The sequence below is a fragment of the Acinetobacter lanii genome, from assembly GCF_011578285.1.
GTDB lineage: Bacteria > Pseudomonadota > Gammaproteobacteria > Pseudomonadales > Moraxellaceae > Acinetobacter > Acinetobacter lanii.
This window is the reverse complement of record NZ_CP049916.1, coordinates 750,718-769,478: the sequence shown is the minus strand read 5'-3', so window position 1 is coordinate 769,478 and position 18,761 is coordinate 750,718. Positions and strand designations below refer to the sequence as shown.

General features: G+C 41.0%; 16 protein-coding genes. 4 read left to right on the top strand and 12 right to left on the bottom strand.

The features are described 5' to 3' along the window. Position 1: 1 nt before the first annotated feature. Genes G8D99_RS03600 through pilG form a run of 3 tightly spaced genes read right to left on the bottom strand, consistent with a single transcriptional unit; the run spans position 2 to position 1,318 of the window. Positions 2-538, bottom strand: a complete 537-nt coding sequence (locus G8D99_RS03600) for a chemotaxis protein CheW (RefSeq protein WP_166322723.1) — start codon at positions 536-538, stop codon at positions 2-4. A 3-nt stretch (positions 539-541) separates the two neighbouring features. Beyond that, positions 542-910 (bottom strand): response regulator, encoded by a 369-nt coding sequence (locus G8D99_RS03595; RefSeq protein WP_166322721.1) that lies wholly within the window; start codon positions 908-910, stop codon positions 542-544. A gap of 24 nt (positions 911-934) precedes the next feature. After that, positions 935-1,318, bottom strand: a complete 384-nt coding sequence (gene pilG / locus G8D99_RS03590; RefSeq protein WP_166322719.1) for a twitching motility response regulator PilG — start codon at positions 1,316-1,318, stop codon at positions 935-937. 363 nt (positions 1,319-1,681) lie between these two features. Here pilG and G8D99_RS03585 point away from each other — a divergent pair, with 363 nt between their 5' ends. The 4 genes from G8D99_RS03585 to G8D99_RS03570 all read left to right on the top strand — a co-directional run bounded on the left by G8D99_RS03585 (position 1,682) and on the right by G8D99_RS03570 (position 8,332). Continuing rightward, the gene (locus G8D99_RS03585; protein ID WP_166327488.1) at positions 1,682-2,239 is read left to right on the top strand and encodes a hypothetical protein; all 558 of its coding nucleotides are present in this window, start codon (positions 1,682-1,684) and stop codon (positions 2,237-2,239) included. A gap of 33 nt (positions 2,240-2,272) precedes the next feature. Then, positions 2,273-3,394 carry an efflux RND transporter periplasmic adaptor subunit gene (locus tag G8D99_RS03580; protein ID WP_166322717.1) on the top strand — a complete coding sequence of 374 codons (1,122 nt, stop codon included), beginning with the start codon at positions 2,273-2,275 and terminating at the stop codon, positions 3,392-3,394. Positions 3,395-3,409: 15 nt separating this feature from the next. Beyond that, positions 3,410-6,517, top strand: coding sequence for an efflux RND transporter permease subunit (locus tag G8D99_RS03575; protein WP_166322715.1), 3,108 nt, complete (start codon positions 3,410-3,412; stop codon positions 6,515-6,517). 96 nt (positions 6,518-6,613) lie between these two features. Further along, positions 6,614-8,332, top strand: a complete 1,719-nt coding sequence (locus tag G8D99_RS03570; protein WP_166322713.1) for a proline--tRNA ligase — start codon at positions 6,614-6,616, stop codon at positions 8,330-8,332. Between the two features lie 104 nt (positions 8,333-8,436). Here the strand turns inward: G8D99_RS03570 and G8D99_RS03565 are convergent, their stop codons facing one another. From G8D99_RS03565 to apbC, 9 genes are all read right to left on the bottom strand, one after another. Continuing rightward, positions 8,437-9,369, bottom strand: a complete 933-nt coding sequence (locus G8D99_RS03565; protein WP_166322711.1) for a DUF6160 family protein — start codon at positions 9,367-9,369, stop codon at positions 8,437-8,439. A gap of 353 nt (positions 9,370-9,722) precedes the next feature. Continuing rightward, positions 9,723-12,221, bottom strand: coding sequence for a DUF6160 family protein (locus G8D99_RS03560; RefSeq protein ID WP_406741514.1), 2,499 nt, complete (start codon positions 12,219-12,221; stop codon positions 9,723-9,725). 24 nt (positions 12,222-12,245) lie between these two features. Beyond that, positions 12,246-12,935: a hypothetical protein gene (locus tag G8D99_RS03555; RefSeq protein WP_166322709.1), complete on the bottom strand. Its 690-nt coding sequence runs from the start codon at positions 12,933-12,935 to the stop codon at positions 12,246-12,248. A gap of 10 nt (positions 12,936-12,945) precedes the next feature. Further along, on the bottom strand, positions 12,946-14,454 hold the full coding sequence (locus G8D99_RS03550) for a hypothetical protein (RefSeq protein WP_166322707.1): 1,509 nt from the start codon (positions 14,452-14,454) through the stop codon (positions 12,946-12,948). 443 nt (positions 14,455-14,897) lie between these two features. Further along, positions 14,898-15,467: a dCTP deaminase gene (gene dcd, locus G8D99_RS03545; protein ID WP_166322705.1), complete on the bottom strand. Its 570-nt coding sequence runs from the start codon at positions 15,465-15,467 to the stop codon at positions 14,898-14,900. A 134-nt stretch (positions 15,468-15,601) separates the two neighbouring features. Further along, positions 15,602-16,195, bottom strand: coding sequence for a LysE family translocator (locus G8D99_RS03540; RefSeq protein WP_166322703.1), 594 nt, complete (start codon positions 16,193-16,195; stop codon positions 15,602-15,604). A gap of 268 nt (positions 16,196-16,463) precedes the next feature. Next, a complete protein-coding gene (locus tag G8D99_RS15585) occupies positions 16,464-16,844 on the bottom strand; it encodes a hypothetical protein (RefSeq protein WP_196782899.1) in 381 nt (126 codons plus the stop codon). 198 nt (positions 16,845-17,042) lie between these two features. Further along, the gene (locus tag G8D99_RS03530) at positions 17,043-17,216 is read right to left on the bottom strand and encodes a hypothetical protein (protein ID WP_166322701.1); all 174 of its coding nucleotides are present in this window, start codon (positions 17,214-17,216) and stop codon (positions 17,043-17,045) included. Between the two features lie 246 nt (positions 17,217-17,462). Further along, positions 17,463-18,752, bottom strand: a complete 1,290-nt coding sequence (gene apbC / locus G8D99_RS03525; RefSeq protein WP_166322699.1) for an iron-sulfur cluster carrier protein ApbC — start codon at positions 18,750-18,752, stop codon at positions 17,463-17,465. Positions 18,753-18,761: the final 9 nt, after the last annotated feature.

Genomic DNA, 18,761 nt, shown 5'->3' with positions numbered 1-18,761 from the left:
ACTAGTTTATAAATTTTTCTGATGCATTCATGTATTGTGGATCTTTTAATAACCGACTGAATAAGAAGATATTCCACGCTTGATTATGCTGTTGGAAATACCCCTGACAATACGGTTTCAGCTTTTGGTCTATCTGTTTATTTTCTGAAAAAAAGCTTTTTTTATTAAAATGTTGAATCCCCAAAACTTGATCTACGATCAAACCAACATAATGATCATTATGGCTAATGCACAAAACTTTTTGAGATGGTAAAAATACTGATTTTTGTCCAGAAATATAATGTGCCAAATCCGAAATCGAAATCAGTCGTCCACGAATATTGGCTAATCCTTTAACCCAATCCTTGGCTGTTGGTACAGCGGTGCAGACAGGCGGATAAATCACCTCTGAAACTTCACCTAATGGAGCAACGAAATATTGCCCCATCATCTCAAATGCAATGCCTGACCATCGGTTTACTTCTTGATCGCTACCTGCGTAGTTTTTATTGCCACGTTTAGACAGCCGAAGTAATTCGATAAATCCATTTGCTGCCATAAATTATCCCACGCTGAGATATTGTTTAATCACGCTAATCAACTGACTCTCATCAATGGGTTTAGTCAAGTAATCAATTGCACCCTGACGTTTGCCCCAAACTCGATCGGTATCTTGATCTTTGGTACTCACGATCACCACCGGAATATGTTTGGTGGTTGCACCACGTGCGATTTGACGTGTAGCCTGAAATCCATTTACACCCGGCATTACCACATCCATTAACACCAGATCAGGCAATTCTGCCTGCGCTAAGGTGACCCCATCTGCACCATTGGATGCTTCTAAGACATCAAAGCCATTTTTATTGAGTATTTCTTTGAACCGAAACATTTCAGTTGGTGAATCATCAACAACAAGAATACGCGCCATTTTTTTCCCCAAGAATTCAAATCATTATGCTGTTACATGATTGCGAATTGCATTTAATAGCTCATCTTTACTAAAAGGCTTGGTCAAGTATTCATCTGAACCTACGACACGTCCTTTAGCCTGATCGAATAAACCGTCTTTACTCGATAACATAATGACCGGAATATTTTGATAATTTTGTGAATTTTTGATCAATGCACAGGTTTGATAACCATCAAGACGTGGCATCATAATATCGACAAAAACGATGTCTGGATTGGCTTCTGCAATTTTAGACAATGCTTCAAAACCATCCACGGCTGTTACAACATTAAACCCCTCACGCTGTAATAATGTTTCAGCTGTACGACGAATCGTCTTTGAATCATCAATGACCATGACTTTAAGATTCTGCAATTTATCGTCCATTTAATGACCCTTCCCAGTGAGCTGAATTAAGTAGAGCTTAACTATATTATTCTTACAATAATCGTTATTTTTTAACATATTTTTACTGTCTGTTTCAATGTAGATTTAATTCACAATCGTTAGTGTGTCATAAAGGAAAACAAAAGAGTTAACTCGATCATAAAAATTATGTAATATTTTCAAGTTATATATTTATAAATTTAAACTAACGCCCTAAAATGTTTCAGGTAATAGTAAAAATAAAAAATTCTTTTTATTTATAACGGGGATTAAATGTACAACTTTATTCATTTTTTTGCTGCATCTAAGCCCATTTTTTCCTCAAAGTCAGTGTATGTGCTTTCTGTGGTTTTGTCTATTTTTATGGCATCCCAAACTTTCGCTGAAACTGCAGTGAATAAAGCCAAATGGTATCGTTATTATGATAAAAATGGCGTGGCAAATATCAGCAGTACTGTGACCCCGGCTCATATTCGTCATGGGTATGAAGCACTCGATGCCAATATGCAAGTGATTCAAAAGAATCGCAGCTACAATACTGATCAAGATTTAAAAATGGCGCATACGCGTGCCGCTCAAGCACGCCAACAAGAGCATGACAATAAACTCAAAAAAGCGTATGGTTCAAGTAAAATTGCGACGTTAAAACGCGATGATCTGTTAAAGAATTATAAAAAGCAGATTGCCTTACAACAACAGCAGTTGAAACAAAGTCAAAAAGATCGGGCTGTATTTAAACGTCAGGAAATGGAATATTTCCGGAAAGGTCAACCTGTCCCCAACGATCTGAAAGACCGTTTACGTTACAACATGCAAAACATCACCAACACCAAAAAGAATATTGAATCGTTACAAACGGACTATCGAAATACCCAAGCCCAATACGAGACAATCATCAATCGCTTAAAAGCCTTTGAATAAAAAAGGCTTTATTATGTTCAAAGGATCGTATTCATGCAAAAAACACATCATAGAGTCCTTAATCAACGCTTAAAAATTAATCTCTCTGTCCTGTGTCTCAGCCTATTTTTAGTGGCTTGTGAAAAACAACAAGATCAACCCGCGCAATCCACAACACCTAAAAATCAAGTTGAACTGATTCAACAAGATGTGATCCAAGTCGAACAAGGGGTTGCAGTACAACGCTCTGCCTTTACGGGCACCATTCGAGCGGTCAATCAAAGTTCCATTCAAGCACAAGTGTCTGCCACTGCATCATCGGTCAATGCCGATGTCGGTCAACAGGTGGCCAAAGGACAAATTTTGGTGCAATTGAATAATCAGGACAATGCTGCACGGCTTGCTCAAGCCAGAGCCAACTTAGCCTCTGCACAAGCACAAGCGCAACAAGCGGCCAATATGGTACAGCGCAAAAAACGTTTGTATGATCAAGGCTTTATTTCTAAAGTGGAATACGAACAAAGCCAAGTCGACTATAAGGGACAATTAGCAACAACCAAGGCCCAACAAGCCAATGTCGATATTGCGTTAAAAGCCGATCAAGATGGTCTTTTAAAAAGTCCAATTTCAGGGATCATTACCAAACGTCAGGTTGAGCCGGGTCAAACCGTAAGCATTGGACAAACTTTATTTGAAATTGTGGATCCGAATCAACTCGAGATTCAAGCCAAACTACCGACTGAACAGCAAGCATCACTCAAACTGGGTCGCCAAATTGAATATACCTTACAAGGCAACACTCAAAAATTCACTGCTACCCTAACCCGTATTGCGCCGATTGCCGATCAGGTCAGTCGCCAAATTGAATTCTTTGCACGTCCCAATGAAGCGATTCCGTCTTTGAGTATTGGGGCGTTTGTCGATGGTGCGATTTTAGATGCCAATCAAATTCAGGGACAGCGTATTCCACTGGATACCATTCAAGATGCACAAGACAAAGCCTATGTGTGGGTGGTACGCCAACAAAAATTAATCAAAGTGCCGATTCAAATTTTACAACAACAAGTCAATGATAATATCGCCATTGTCAGTGGGTTACAGCCACAGGATCTGATTAGTCGAGTGAAATTTACCGCCGATGACATCAATAAATCCGTTGTGATTTCTGCCAAATAAACTAGGAACATTGTTATGTGGTTTACCCGAATCAGTGTCAAATATCCTGTTTTCACCATCATGATGATGTTTTGTCTAATGGTGCTTGGTTTTGCTTCGTGGCAACGCATGGGCGTGGAAGAATTCCCTGACGTTGATTTTCCCTTTGTGGTGATTTACACCAACTATCCGGGTGCCTCACCTGAAACGGTAGAGTCTGAAATCACCAAGAAAATGGAAGATCAGATCAATACCATTTCGGGTCTTAAACAAGTGGTGTCGCAATCCAGCGAAGGTCTGTCGACCATTATTGCCGAATTTAATCTTGAAGTTCCCTCTACCCTAGCAGCACAAGATGTGCGCGATAAAATTGCACCCGTTACTGCTGAATTCCGTGATGAAATTCAAGACCCCATTGTCGAACGTTACGACCCTACTGCAAGTGCGGTCATGTCGGTGGTATTTGAATCAAAGAATATGAGCTTGCGTGAACTTAGCTCTTACTTAGACCAGCGTATTGTGCCGCAGCTTAGGACGGTCACTGGCGTTGGTACGGTCAATCTCTTGGGTGATTCACAACGACAAATTCGTATTGAGGTTGAACCGCAAAAATTACAAAGCTTCGGTATCGGTGTTGATCAAGTCATCAATACATTAAAAGGTGAAAACATCGAAGTGCCGGGTGGTACACTGAAACAATCCGCTTCAGAACTCGTGGTCGAGATTAAATCTCGTGTGATTCACCCCCAGTCTTTTGGTGATTTGATTGTGGCCACTAAAAATGGCGTACCGATTTATCTCAAGCAAGTGGCAAACATTCAGGACAGCCAAGCCGAACTTGAATCGAGTGCTTATATCGATGGTAAAACAGCCGTTGCCGTCGATATTCTGAGAAGTTCAGATTCCAATGTCATTGATGTGGTCGATGCGTCCTATAAAACTTTAGACAAAATTAAACAACAATTGCCGGAAGGCACGACTTTAAAAGTGGTGGTGGATACCTCAAAAGGCATCCGTGCCAGTATTAAAGATGTTGCACGCACCATTGTTGAAGGTGGTGTGCTTGCAGTCATCATTGTTTTATTGTTTTTAGGCTCTTTCCGCTCTACAGCAATTACCGGGTTAACCTTACCGATTGCCTTACTCGGGACACTAACCTTCGTTTGGATTTTTGGCTTCACCATTAACATGATGACCTTACTGGCTTTGTCCTTAAGTATTGGTCTATTGATTGATGATGCAATTGTGGTTCGAGAGAACATTGTGCGGCATGCCGATATGGGTAAAGATCATGTCACCGCAGCTTTAGATGGTACCAAAGAAATCGGTCTCGCTGTTCTAGCCACCACACTCACCATCGTTGCGGTATTTTTACCGGTTGCATTTATGGGCGGGATCATTGGTCGATTCTTCTATCAATTTGGTGTCACTGTCAGTACTGCGGTACTGATTTCGATGTTTGTCAGTTTTACCCTTGATCCGATGTTGTCTGCACATTGGGCAGAGAAGAAAAAAGACCCGAATCAAAAACCCAATGCCATCAAACGATTTTTTAATGCTATCTCGAATAAGTTAGACAGCTTAAGTCATGTCTATGAAAAACTGCTTCGGCTTGCGTTGCGTTTTCGCCTCATCACATTGGCTATTGCAATTGCCTCATTGTTTGGTGCACTCGCTTTATCGAAACTCATTGGTACGGAGTTTGTACCTGTTCCCGATAAAGGTGAAATTCGCATTAAATTTGAAACACCTGTGGATGCATCGCTTGAATATTCTCAAGCCAAACTAAAACAAGTCGATCAGATTATTCGACAACAACCGCACGTATTGTCCACTTATGGCGTGATTAATGGCGTGACCGATCGCGGTAAAAACCATGTCAGTATTCGTGTTCGTGTCACCCCACGCCAAGAGCGATCAGAAACCCTGTCTGAACTAAACAACCAGTTCCGTGAACGTCTGAAAAGTGTGGCCGGTATTACCGTAACCTCGGTGGCTTCTGCCGATGAAACCGTGTCTGGCGGTCAAAAACCGGTGATGATTTCGATCAAAGGGCCTGATTTGGATGAACTGCAAAAAATTTCAGATCGATTCATGGCTGAAATTTCAAAAGTCGATGGGATTGTCGATTTAGAAAGTTCATTGAAAGAACCGAAACCGACTTTAGAAGTACATATCAACCGTATTTTGGCCAATGACTTGGGGCTATCCGTCAATCAAGTGGCCAATGTCATTCGTCCACTGCTCGCAGGGGATGATGTCACCACATGGAAAGATGAAAAAGGTGAAACCTACGATGTGAACTTACGTTTAACGGAAAATAAACGGACTTTGCCAAGTGACATTCAAAACCTGAACATCACTTCTCAAAAGATGGATGCCAATAATCAACCGATTTTGATTCCCCTGTCGAGTATTGCAACTTTGGATGAAAATTTGGGGGCATCTCAGATTAATCGTCGTGATTTGGCTCGCGAAGTATTGGTGGAAGCCAATACCTCAGGACGTCCTGCGGGAGATATTGGTAAAGACATCACGGCTTTACAGGAAAAATTTGAAATGCCTGTTGGCTATAGCTTTGATACCCAAGGCTCAAATGCCGATATGGCAGAATCTGCAGGCTATGCCCTTACAGCGATCACCCTGTCGATTGTGTTTATTTATATTGTGTTGGGTTCTCAGTTCAACAGTTTTATTCATCCAGCAGCCATTATGGCTTCCCTGCCTTTATCCTTAATTGGCGTATTTTTAGCCCTGTTCCTGTTTAATTCGACCATGAATCTATTCTCGATTATTGGGATTATTATGTTGATGGGCTTAGTGACCAAGAATGCCATTTTGCTGATCGACTTTATCAAGAAAGCCATGGATCGGGGTGAGTCACGTTTTGATGCCATTATTGCTGCGGGTATAACTCGTTTACGCCCTATTTTGATGACCACCAGTGCCATGGTCATGGGGATGGTGCCTTTGGCACTCGGTCTAGGTGAAGGCGGTGAACAAAGTGCTCCGATGGCGCATGCCGTGATCGGTGGTGTGATCACCTCGACCTTGCTCACCTTGGTGGTGGTTCCCGTGATCTTTACTTACTTAGATGACTTTAAAAACTTTATGATGCGTCAAACCCGTAAAATCATGTCATAATATTTTCTAGTTGTAATGAGGTGTCATTTTAAATGTACACCTCATTTTTTATCGTATAATTTGGCTTTGATACCAAACTTTTTTAGGACAGTTTCCATGCGCGCGAGTCGCTTTTTATTTGCAACGTTAAGAGAAACCCCAAATGATGCTGAAGTGATTTCACACCAGCTTATGTTACGTGCGGGGATGATTCGTAAATTGGCTTCAGGCTTATATAGCTGGTTGCCGATGGGCGTACGCGTGCTAAATAAAGTTGAAGCGATTATTCGTGAAGAAATGGATCGTGCGGGTTCTTTACAAGTTTTGATGCCTGTGACTCAACCTGCATCACTTTGGCAAGAGTCAGGTCGTTTTGTACAATACGGTCCTGAATTGCTGCGTTTTAAAGACCGTCATAACAATGATTTTGTACTGGGTCCAACGCATGAAGAAGTGATTACTGATCTTGCGCGTAACGAACTCAAAAGCTACAAGCAACTGCCTGCAAACTTTTATCAAGTACAAACCAAGTTCCGTGATGAAGTTCGTCCACGTTTTGGTGTAATGCGTTCACGTGAATTCGTGATGAAAGATGCTTACTCTTTCCATGCTGATCAAGAATCACTGCAAAAAACCTATGACGAAATGTACGAAGCCTACTGCCGTATCTTCACTCGCTTAGGTTTAGATTTCCGTCCAGTTCAAGCAGATACAGGTTCGATTGGCGGTTCAGGTTCACATGAATTCCACGTTTTGGCTTCAAGTGGTGAAGACGATATCGCATTCTCAACTGAATCAGACTATGCAGCCAACGTTGAAATGGCTGAAGCGATTTTGGTCGGTGAACGTGCTGCGCCAGAGCAAGAATTAAAAATTGTTGATACGCATAATCAAAAAACCATTGCGGACGTCTCTGCTTTTTTAGGTACAGATGCCAAAGATTCTGTTAAAGCCCTGTTGGTTCAAGGTGTTGCTGCAAAGGAAGGTGAAGACGCTCCTGTGGTGGCTTTATTCCTTCGTGGTGACCATGAACTGAATGAAATTAAAGCTGAAAAACATCCTTTAATCGCTGCGCCAATTGCATTTGCCACTGAAGAACAAATGGCTGCATTGGGTCTGACTGCGGGTTTCATAGGTCCACAAGGTCTTGTTGAAAAAGGTCTCACTGTAATTGTGGATCGTGCTGCATCAGTATTGTCTGATTTCGTTGCAGGTGCCAATGAAGCAGATAAACATGCAACTGGCGTAAACTGGGAACGTGATGCGAAATTTACCGAAGTGTATGACTTACGTAATGTGGTAGAAGGTGACCCATCTCCAGATGGTAAAGGGACCATTCTGATTAAACGTGGTATTGAAGTCGGTCATATCTTCCAGTTGGGTCAAAAATACTCTGAAGCATTGGGTTGTAAAGTACTGGGTAAAGATGGTAAACCATTTACTGTGACTATGGGTTGCTACGGTATTGGCGTAACCCGTGTCGTTGCCTCTGCAATTGAACAAAACTTTGATGACAAAGGGATTATTTGGCCTGCTGCAATTGCACCGTTCCAAGTGGCAATTGTACCGATGAATGCACATAAATCACCACGTACCATGGAAGCAGCTGAAGCGTTGTACCAAGAACTTCTCGCTGCTGGTTATGATGTGATTCTTGATGACCGTGATGAACGTCCAGGGGTTAAATTCTCTGACTTAGAAATCAATGGTATTCCACATCGTATCGTGATTGGTGAAAAAGGTTTGGATGCAGGTACTTTTGAATACAAAGGTCGTACCGATGCTGAATCTGTAAATATTTCTAAAGAAGAAGTTTTAGCCAAACTTGCACAATAATGCTCCTCGCTTAATCCTCCTCTTTTCGTAAAAAATCCCGCTGATGCGGGATTTTTTATTGCTTGATATTTTAGTTGAATCTAAGGCTTTGCATATGGTGCATATCAAAAACCTCGAATGCTTACTTTTAAGTCTTTTACTGATGCACCGACCGCACCAAAGCTTCCCATTGAACCATTAGCGATCCCATTAAACACATTGGGCGAAGTTGCACCTACATTACCCAAAGTGACATTGTTCAATGCCACATTCATTTTGCTCGAGGTACCGATATTTCCAACGACTAAGCCTGTCGGTTCGAGCCCTGCATAAAAATTGTTTAGTAAAAACCCTGTGGTGCTATTAGACGCTTTCATTTGCAAATCAAACTTAGCAGAACTGTCACCTGAAATCAGTGAAATTGGACAACCTGTACCTGTGCCACAAATGGCTTGGATTGCACCGCTAAACTGTACCATATGACTTTGTGGTACATTGCCTAACTGAATATTCAGTTTCGGTGTATTGCCTTGAACAAAGTCAATTTGAAAGTTATTACTCGCACTGCCGACTTCTAAAAATTTACTCACCCCAATATTTAAGGTGTTACCTGCTGTAAACACATCTTTAGAACCACCTAAGCCATTGGTATTATTTGTGTTGGCTAAATAGAGGGCAAAAGGACTAACTTTAAGCCCGGTCATGCCTGAACCGAGCGATACAGCCATATTAGCAAACGCTTTACCTGCACCCGCATCTGTATCGATCACAGCATTGATGGTTGAATTGGTATTATTGCCTAGGAAACTCACACTCATTGGCGCATTGCTCGTTCCCGCTAAAGTCAATGACGCAGCCTGATTATAATCTTTGTTTAGAATTTTAGAGGAAACACCATCTTTATCAATTAAAGCCACTTGCCCTACATCGATTTTAGGAATTTGAATCCCTAAATTAATTCCATCCTGACCTGTTGTATCAGACAAATGATCATCATCCATCGCCTGCATAGCCATGGATGAAGTAAAAGGTAGCAATAATGGTAATAACAGAGCCATTCTGTTTTTATAATTTTTCCACATTGTCCATAATCCTTATGACAATATTTATTTTAATCGCTCATTTCTGATCAGCTTATTCTGATTCTATTTCGATTGAAAAAACATCGATTAGATCACAATATACTATAAATGTGGCTTTTGTTTTATGTTTTTTGTAACTTATGAGTAACAATTTGAAGTATTTGAAAAATATCATTATTTTTAACAAAATTTGATCAATTTATTTGAATCTTTTTATGGATGACTTTAAAGCTAAAATTTCAGCGGACATAAAAATACCAAGTTTAAACTTGGTATTAAAAAACAGCATCATTTGGCTTTAAGAGATACTGAATAAAAAGAGTTTTCAGTTAATTTCTAGGAATAATATTAAATTCACTCGAAATACGGCCACCGGTAATTGCAAGCTCACCTAAACGAGCACCCGGCCCGGTAGCGGGTGGATAGAAATTAATATCTTTGGCACGAAATACACCATTTGTGGTTTTATTTGGATTCATCAGTAGACTAGTATGGAAACCGACTTTACCCTCACCAGAAGCCTGATCTTTGGTCACCACAATCGCATTGTTAAATCCGACTTTACCAGTAATCCGGTCTAAGCCCAAGGTTGAACCATTTTGTGGGTCACTGATTTGAATGGTGTTGTTGTCCCCTTTTAAATCCAATTCACCGACAACAGATAAACGACTGCCATCCTCGACTGAATTATTCGGAATTAAAGACAAATCAATATCTCCCCCAACACGCAATTTTAAACCAAACAAAACATCATCGGGTAAAGAGAAACTGTTTTTAGGCGCTGCACTAGTCGTGCCACAGCCTGTAGCTCCTGCATTGAGCTTACAGGTTTTATAGGTGGTGCCCGGTAAATAACCCGCTGCAACTTCAGCCGACATTACAATCAGCATGTCACGTAAGCTCACATTCACACTGCCATTTTCAACACCTAAACTGCCGGCACCTTTGAGTAGCATGTCAATGTTTCTTAGCCCCATATAGTAATCTGTTGCGGAACCTGTCGCATCATTTACTTTACCGCCATCAATTACCATAATTGATGTGGTTTTAGCACCATCATCCTTTTTCACCCCTTCGGTACTCATCGCAAGTGATAGACCAAGACGCGCGGTATCTCCTGTGCTTGCCACCAAATTACGTATCACATTGGAACCTGCAAGAGTGTAATAAAATGCTTGATCGGCTTTCACAGTGGTGCCATACAGCGCAAGATTGGCATTTAGATTATAAAATGGCAGTGCCAAGCCCCATTGATTGTCTGTACCTGATTTACTAAACAAATTATTAGCCGCCACGCCTGCACTGGTGGTAAATCGTCCACGGCGTGAAATCGATTGGAACTCTGCACCACGAATCGCAGCCACTAAACTGTAAGGGTTCGTGCCTGTGGTGCCTTTATGAATATTTTGTAAATAGTCCGTGTCTTTGGTGAGATAACTACCATTACCAAAACGTGTGGTTTGGAAGACATTATTGGTCGGAATCGTCAATGACTTAGTATCGGCTAAATTAATATAGACATTACCACTGTCAAATGATGCACGTGTACTTGGCATTAAGCCTGTTAAATTACTAAATTCAAAGCCATAAGCATTAAGCCCCGCCCCGCCAATCTCTAAAGTGGTGGCCTTGCTTTTGTCACCGTTTAGCATTGAGTCATCATCTTTGGTAAATTCTGTTTGCATTCGAAATGCCACACCAGAATTGCCCATAACATTGGTAGACAGTGCAGTGGATGAGCCTTTGCCGTTGTTTGCTTTATCTAAAACAGTGTTGTCGCCGGACACCCCACGAAATTCGAGTGATGAATTGACCATTCGACCACTAGCACCCACTCGGATTAGCCCTTTCGCCCCTTTTGGACTGTTGCTGCTTGAGTCAATCGCATAAGGATCAGATGCATTTACCTCTTTATTCAGCATGATTTCCAAGTTCAGACCTGAATTGGTGGTGATCCCCTCTTTGGCATAGGTTCCTGTATTACTAAACCCTGTGTTACCTGATGCTGAATCCGCCACACGATTTAAATCGACATAACCCAAATTGTCATTTGGGATGTCCGTATTTGATGCAACACTGTCTTTCCCAGCCAAGCGAGTATTGGTTTGTAGGCGTAAGCCTTCTGCTGAATCAACAAAAATTGCACCACGACCTGCAAAGTTAAAATTGAAGTTTTTTAAGATCAGTTGATTGAGCTTGCTACTTGCGTCGGTCTGTCCAATATAGACGTTGGCATTTTTAATACCCAAAGACATTTCACTCAAATTTTCTTGACTGAATAAGCCGTTTAAAGTTCTTAAATTTAAATCAATATTGGAACTGGTTTGAATCGCCAAATTACCAATCGCAGGGCTACAACTTACGGTTGCTTCAGTATTACAAATACGAAATGAATCTACGGTAATCAAAGCTGGCGATAAACTTGCCGACAAATCCAAACCCACATTGTTGTTCTGACTCCCCGTATTCAGCTTAATCTCTGCACCTAAAGGCACAGTGGATGCATTGCTTTGGCGAATCTTCACGTTATCTACAGTTGCTTTCAGCGTGTTATTGGTTGCACCCTCACTGCCACGTCCTGCTTCATCTGCCCAATACACCTGATCGACATTGGCTTCTGATAAACTAGTGCTAATCTGAACACCGTCCTGACCATTCACAGCACGCAAGTCTTCATCTTGCATCGCCTGTAAGGCAAAAGCGGGGGCTGTTGCCCCCATCATCAACATGCTAAAGGTTAACGTATTTAAGGTCCATTTTTGCGCATGCTTATGTTGGTTAGGCTGAATATTTGTATTTGACCGATGATGCTGCATATTATTTTTCATCATGCTTCCTTGTTCTATGATGGCTTAGCAACGGGGATGACTTGCATCACAGCCAAACATCATCACCTTTCCTTGTAATGCCAAATTGCCATTCATTTGTACGCCCATAAAGCCTGTTTCACGCCCATGGTCATAGACTGAACCTGGTGCATTGCTGGTATCGTACCGCGTCACTTGCAGATAACCATAATCACTGGCATTGGTACTGCCAGCTTCAACACCCGCGGTGGTTAAAAATTTATCCTGTCCAAAGGCCAAGGCATTAAAACCAAAGTTACGTATTTCAATGGGTTTGGTTGCATCAAAGCTCAGTTGCATGGCTGCTTTAATTTTATCTGCACCACCATCATCCTTATAGCTGAGATCCATACCATCCAAGCCTAATTTTTGGATATTAATCGTGCCTTGAATGCCTTTAAATACCAACCACAATTTATAGCCATCGCCACTGCTGGCTTGTCCATTGTTATCAATAAAACGGTTATTCACTGAAACGGCGAGACGACAGAATTGCACATCGGCACACACTGCACCTGTGCCATTATCAAACACATATTTATCATTTTCGAGTTTATGGTTAATCGATAATTTTAAAGACAGATCTGCACCTGCCTGACCTTCAACATTTTGCAAAGCATCATCACTTAAGGCTTCAAGCGCATACACCGGGCTGACCATCAAGGTTATTATGAGAAGCGCGATTGTTTTTTTCATGTTGTGCTCCTTATAGACCTTTGGTGGTGATTTTTAAATGTTGAATCAAGACACCATCAATGACTGCTGAACCTAAATTTTTACCCGCAGCAGGTAGTGCTGCACCTGCGCCTGGGGATATCGGGTTAAGCGCACCAAAGGAAACACCAATCGCATCGTTGGTTGAACCATTGCCTTTATATGCAGATAACGTGTTCTTTGCCGCATCATAGACAGTTGATCCAATCGTGATACTACTGTGGGTGGCATTATTGCCTTGATAGCCTGCCAAACCGTTATTGCCACACTTATATACATTACAGGTCGAACCTAAATATTCTTTAGAGTTCGGATTGTCATAATCGGTATAAATTTTCTTATAGATTTCGGCTTTATTTGGAATACGGGTCAATTCTAAGCTAAAGTTTTTACCGTCTGAACCTAAAATCAGAGGTTGATACAATGAACCTAAAACCAAGTTGGCATTTAAATTATGAATAAAAACACCATCATTGGCATCAAAGCTCGGGGCTAAGGTATTGGCATTTACAGCCGGTGTAGTGAGCATTCCTGAATTATCGTTAATTTCTTTGGTACTTAATCTAAGCGCCTTACCATTCATATTGGTATAACGCAGATTAGCTGCATCGCCACTGTTTAAGCGGACTAAACCTGCTATACCTAAAGTATTGTTATAAAAGGCGCTCATGCCATTTTCATTTTTTGCGCCATTTAGCGTTTGAAAAATTTGTAGGCGTGAACCATTGATACTGAAATCATTCCAAATCATTTGTAAACGCATACGATTGGCGCGTGTGGCATCTGAAACCCCTGTTTTCTCCCCGAGGTTATACAGGCTGGCATCGCCCTCTTTTTTACTCGGGTCGAGGACAAATGCGTCGGCCCATAACCCTAACTTTAACTTGTAGGCATCTGCGCCCTCAGTATCGAGGGTTGGAATCGTCGTATTGTATAGCGGTGCTTCAAGGGTCAGATAAGGCACTTGGCAACTTTTATCGGCTGTGGCACAGACTTTAGCCGTATCAAAATTGGGAACTTGGTTTTCTGTTTCTACTTTTAAAATCCATGGGTTGGTCGCTGTACCCCACGATTTAATCGCGGATGCGGTATTTGCTGCAATCCGACTATTTTGATTGCCATCAGATTTTGACAATGCCAAACCATAAACGAACAAATCCGCTTTACCCACTGAATGATCGGAGCCATTCACCACACCATCTTTATTGGTATCTTGGACGGTACTGGTCAATGGACCCACTGGAATTAGATGAATATAACCGGTGTCTTGAGCACGATTGTTTAAATCGGTAGAGGCCGCTTTTTCACCTTGAAAGACAAAGGATGCATCTTGTGGCACAAATGCCACACCTTCACCCGTGGTTGAGCTTAAGGATTCATCGGAGAGTGCTTCAAGCGCGAAGCTACTTTGGCAAAGAATGAAGCCAATAAGACCCGATAAAACACGTTTTTTCATACGTGCTGTCGGGTTAAAATGAAACGTATAATGCAGTGTAGTCATCTAGACCTTCCTATGTTATACGATGCTCCGCACCATATCTTTATAATTCTAAGTGTCGCTTTTATTTGGCTCTTTCAAGGTTGCATCGAGCACAAAGTTGAATCGAGCGATTTGAGTGCTTATCCGATCTTGCAATCCTGCAGTCTGAATAATTCCATGCTTCTCAAAAAAAGGATGTCATGCATCACAATTTATACTATCGAACTAAATGTTTTTATGCAAAATTATGTGCGTTATATCACTGTTTTTCCGATAAATGAAATTTAAATAGAAAACATAGACTTATTAAAATAATAATGACTTAGTCATGTTTCTAAACAGGATTAACGCTGTTTTCATACAGCCCTTGTCGCTTTTCTCCTACATGCTCATATTATTCATTTATCAAAAATTAGCCATAAAAAAAGCAAACCTTTAGGTTTGCTTTTTTTGTTCAAGCTGAATTACGCTTTTGGTAAAGTTACACCGGTTTGACCTTGGTATTTACCACCACGATCTTTATAGGAGGTTTCACAAACTTCATCAGATTCGAAGAACAACATTTGCGCCACACCCTCACCAGCATAAATACGTGCAGGAAGATTGGTGGTATTGGAAAATTCTAAAGTCACGTGACCTTCCCACTCTGGCTCAAGTGGGGTAACGTTTACAATGATACCGCAACGCGCATAGGTTGATTTACCCAAGCAAACGGTCAATACATTGCGTGGGATACGGAAATATTCAACCGTACGTGCTAGAGCAAATGAGTTCGGTGGAATAATACACACATCAGATTCGATATCGATAAAACTTTTATCATCGAAGTTTTTCGGATCTACAATTACCGAATGAACGTTTGTAAACACTTTGAACTCTCGTGCACAACGCACATCATATCCATAGCTTGAAACGCCATAAGAAATGAGCTTTTGACCATTTTCATCTAAACGAACTTGGTTCTCTGCATACGGTTCAATCATGCCGTGTTTTTCGCTCATTTCGCGAATCCAACGATCAGACTTAATTGCCATTTATTTATTCCCAAAAAACTGAATTTAATTACTGCGCTGTACTTTAACTGAATTCGGGTCCAATGGAAATAAGCAGGCTTAATCCCTCAACAATGCTGCATGCCCTAGATCAAATCAAGCCAGTGTTTTGAATCTTACAAATGTAATATGGCTGAATAACTTAAGGGAATCGAAAAGCTCATAATCACCAACGAAGCGGTTTTTTGCATGTTCGACTGATTTAACCAACGGATTTTATTGGATGCGAGTACCGAACCAATCACGGTCCAAAAAAATGCAATTGGAATAATCAACAATAAGAAGATCAGCATATGCGAAACATAGTAGTGCATCTTAATCCACGCAATACTCGGGAAAATAGCTGAAGCAAACAATAAAGCTTTTGGATTGAGTAGCGTCGCAAAAAACAGTTCACTGACACCAATAGTCGGCTTTGAAAAATTATGCTGTGCATTGGAAGTGCGCCACAGCTTAATGGCCAAGCAAACCATATAGCCTGCACTAAATAATTTCAAAATGGTGGGTAATGCAGGCAAATGACTGGTGACTCTACCAATCAAAAATCCCCAACAGCTAATTGAAATCAGATAGCCGATGGCCTCAGCAGGAATCAGCCGAAAAGATTTTTTGATCCCCACTTGAATACCTGAGGATGCGAGCAATGTATTGGTCGGACCGGGTGTCAATAAAATCGTGATCACCAAACCAATGAAGAGCCATGAAATCATACAAAAAACTCTCAGTTGAGCGATTGCAGATTAATTCAGTTGAAATGCTTTAGCAAAATCTCAATTGTAAGAAGATGCTTAAATAACAGCTCTTTTTTTATTTTAATTTATCATTCATATAGATAGGATAAAGATTGATGTATAACTGTCTAGTCAGTATAAGCACTTGAAGCTCATTTTTTTGTTTCCGTTATAAAACAAAAAGCAATAAAAAAGTCCAACCGAAGTTCGACTTTTTTATGAGTTTGCTTGATGCAGCGAACTGGTCTTATTTACCTAAAAGTGCAGTTTTAATGCTTTTTGCGGTATTTACTTTTTGCGCTGCTTTCGCTTTTTCTTTCGCTAAAGTTGCTTGCTTTTTCGCAGCCGCTTTTTTTGCTTTTTGAGCTTTTGCAGCGGCTTTCGCTTTGGCTTTGGCTTGTTTTTCAGCTGCTTGTTTTTTCGCTTTGGCTGCTTTCTCTTTCGCTTCAGCTTGTTTCTTCGCTAACTTCTGCGCATCTTTGCTGTTTGCTGCTTTATTTGCCGCGATTTGAGCTGCTGTTAAGCCTGCTGCTTGACCCATTTGTTTCAATGTCGATGATTCTGCCATTGCAGGTGCAGCTACAAGTGCAGTTGAAACAGATAAAAGAATTGCTTGAGCCAATTTCATGACAAATCCCCGAGTAAATTAATGTATATTTCAATTGAACAGTATAATTAAGAATTACATATGGAAACAATGTAACTGTATTGTAAACACAAATAAAATATTGAACTAAATGGTTTATTTATAATCAAACTGGCTTTTTTATAAAATTTAAAATAAAAAAGAGAGCAAAAGCTCTCTCATTTACACGCATTAATGTGATTATTTTTGCACATCACTCGCAGTCACTTGCTCTACTGGAGCAGAAGCCACTTTGTCTTTGCTTTGAACAAATTCAGATGGGAAATCAACCGTATTAATAATCGCTGCCGAAGCAGTAAAAGACACAGTAGTTAAAGCCAAAATCAACGCAGAAACCATTTTTTGAGTACGCATTTTAAAACTCACATACTTGGAAGAAAGAATATGCATATTTTAAAAACTAAAATTAGAGCAAATAATCCTAAAATTAGCGATTTTTTGACCATTCATCGGAATGTGACAGATCAGGTCAATCTAAATGAAATCTTTTAAGCATAAAAAAGCCCAATTGAAATTGGGCTTTTGTGTTTGCTTCAAGGCTTACTTAAACAGAGGCTTTAATGACATTCTATTGAATACAAGATCGCCTACTCAATCGGATTAAAAAATACGGTTCTGTGCTTTTTCTGCTTTTGGTAATTGATCGACAATTTTCTGTGCAATCTCGATATAGTTTGCCGCGGCAGCATCGCCTGCAATGACAGAGGGTTTACCCAAATCGGCATTTTCACGAATCGATGCATTTAACGGTAAACGCCCAAGCAATGGAATGTCATATTGCGTTGCCAACTGATCGCCACCGCCTGTACCAAAAATTTGCTCTTCATGACCACAGTTGGAACAAATATGCGTCGACATATTTTCAACCACGCCCATGACCGGAATACCCACTTTATTAAACAGTGCGATCCCCTTGGTGGCATCCAATAATGCGACATTTTGTGGTGTGGTCACAATCACCGCCCCTGTTACTGGAATACGCTGCGCTAAAGTTAATTGAATATCGCCTGTACCCGGTGGCATATCAATCACCAATACATCTAGGTCTGGCCATAAAGTTTGGTTAAACAGTTGCATTAAGGCACCGGTGGCTTTTGGACCACGCCATGCCACAGGGGTATTGTTGTCCCCGGTTAAATGCCCAATCGACAGCACTGCCATACCATAAGCTTCAATCGGCACAAATTGTTCTGCCTCAATCATTGGGGTACGTCCGGCATTGCCTAACATGGTCGGAATACTTGGACCATAGATGTCTGCATCTAACACGCCAACCTTTAAACCGAGCTTTTGCATGGCTAAAGCAAGATTCACTGTGGTGGTCGATTTACCCACACCACCTTTGCCGGATGACACCAAAATCACGTTTTGGATGCGTGGATGTTTTGGTACATCACGTTGCAAAGGCGCTGCTTTTTGAATCGGAGGATTATTTGGATCGATGTTTTCTGGCGCAGGTTTTTTCATTGGAATCGGTGCTTCAGTCGTGCCAGATGCATCGACCACAGGCGGTAAATTCGATTTTGTTGGTGCGCTTGCTGTCTTTGGCTGACTTGAGCAACTTTCCCCCGCTTTGTGGTCATGTCCACAGCCACCTGATGTATGTTCATGCTTTTGTTGAATCACATGCATATTCAATTCTTGAATACCACATGGCTCTAGGGCATCTGCAAGGTCATCATGGATTTTTTGTAAATCATCTGCTTCAGATTTAAAGGTATTGATGGTGATCTGTAGCACACGACCTTCAACATTGACTTGGCTGATACGGTCTTTGAGGGGTGCATTTGTACGAGGCAATAAATAAGACTGTAATACGTTTTGGATTTCCTCTTCTTTGACCTCCTTCGCAGGCGAAAAAACAGATTTGAGAGAAGAAAGCCACGACATAATTTACTC

What these genes read in the sequence shown, in the direction of transcription:
- G8D99_RS03600 (WP_166322723.1), bottom strand. Translation starts at nt 538, where the DNA reads ATGGCAGCAAATGGATTTATCGAATTACTTCGGCTGTCTAAACGTGGC.
- G8D99_RS03595 (WP_166322721.1), bottom strand. Translation starts at nt 910, where the DNA reads ATGGCGCGTATTCTTGTTGTTGATGATTCACCAACTGAAATGTTTCGG.
- pilG (WP_166322719.1), bottom strand. Translation starts at nt 1,318, where the DNA reads ATGGACGATAAATTGCAGAATCTTAAAGTCATGGTCATTGATGATTCA.
- G8D99_RS03585 (WP_166327488.1), top strand. Translation starts at nt 1,682, where the DNA reads ATGGCATCCCAAACTTTCGCTGAAACTGCAGTGAATAAAGCCAAATGG.
- G8D99_RS03580 (WP_166322717.1), top strand. Translation starts at nt 2,273, where the DNA reads ATGCAAAAAACACATCATAGAGTCCTTAATCAACGCTTAAAAATTAAT.
- G8D99_RS03575 (WP_166322715.1), top strand. Translation starts at nt 3,410, where the DNA reads ATGTGGTTTACCCGAATCAGTGTCAAATATCCTGTTTTCACCATCATG.
- G8D99_RS03570 (WP_166322713.1), top strand. Translation starts at nt 6,614, where the DNA reads ATGCGCGCGAGTCGCTTTTTATTTGCAACGTTAAGAGAAACCCCAAAT.
- G8D99_RS03565 (WP_166322711.1), bottom strand. Translation starts at nt 9,369, where the DNA reads ATGGCTCTGTTATTACCATTATTGCTACCTTTTACTTCATCCATGGCT.
- G8D99_RS03560 (WP_406741514.1), bottom strand. Translation starts at nt 12,221, where the DNA reads ATGAAAAATAATATGCAGCATCATCGGTCAAATACAAATATTCAGCCT.
- G8D99_RS03555 (WP_166322709.1), bottom strand. Translation starts at nt 12,935, where the DNA reads ATGAAAAAAACAATCGCGCTTCTCATAATAACCTTGATGGTCAGCCCG.
- G8D99_RS03550 (WP_166322707.1), bottom strand. Translation starts at nt 14,454, where the DNA reads ATGACTACACTGCATTATACGTTTCATTTTAACCCGACAGCACGTATG.
- dcd (WP_166322705.1), bottom strand. Translation starts at nt 15,467, where the DNA reads ATGGCAATTAAGTCTGATCGTTGGATTCGCGAAATGAGCGAAAAACAC.
- G8D99_RS03540 (WP_166322703.1), bottom strand. Translation starts at nt 16,195, where the DNA reads ATGATTTCATGGCTCTTCATTGGTTTGGTGATCACGATTTTATTGACA.
- G8D99_RS15585 (WP_196782899.1), bottom strand. Translation starts at nt 16,844, where the DNA reads ATGAAATTGGCTCAAGCAATTCTTTTATCTGTTTCAACTGCACTTGTA.
- G8D99_RS03530 (WP_166322701.1), bottom strand. Translation starts at nt 17,216, where the DNA reads ATGCGTACTCAAAAAATGGTTTCTGCGTTGATTTTGGCTTTAACTACT.
- apbC (WP_166322699.1), bottom strand. Translation starts at nt 18,752, where the DNA reads ATGTCGTGGCTTTCTTCTCTCAAATCTGTTTTTTCGCCTGCGAAGGAG.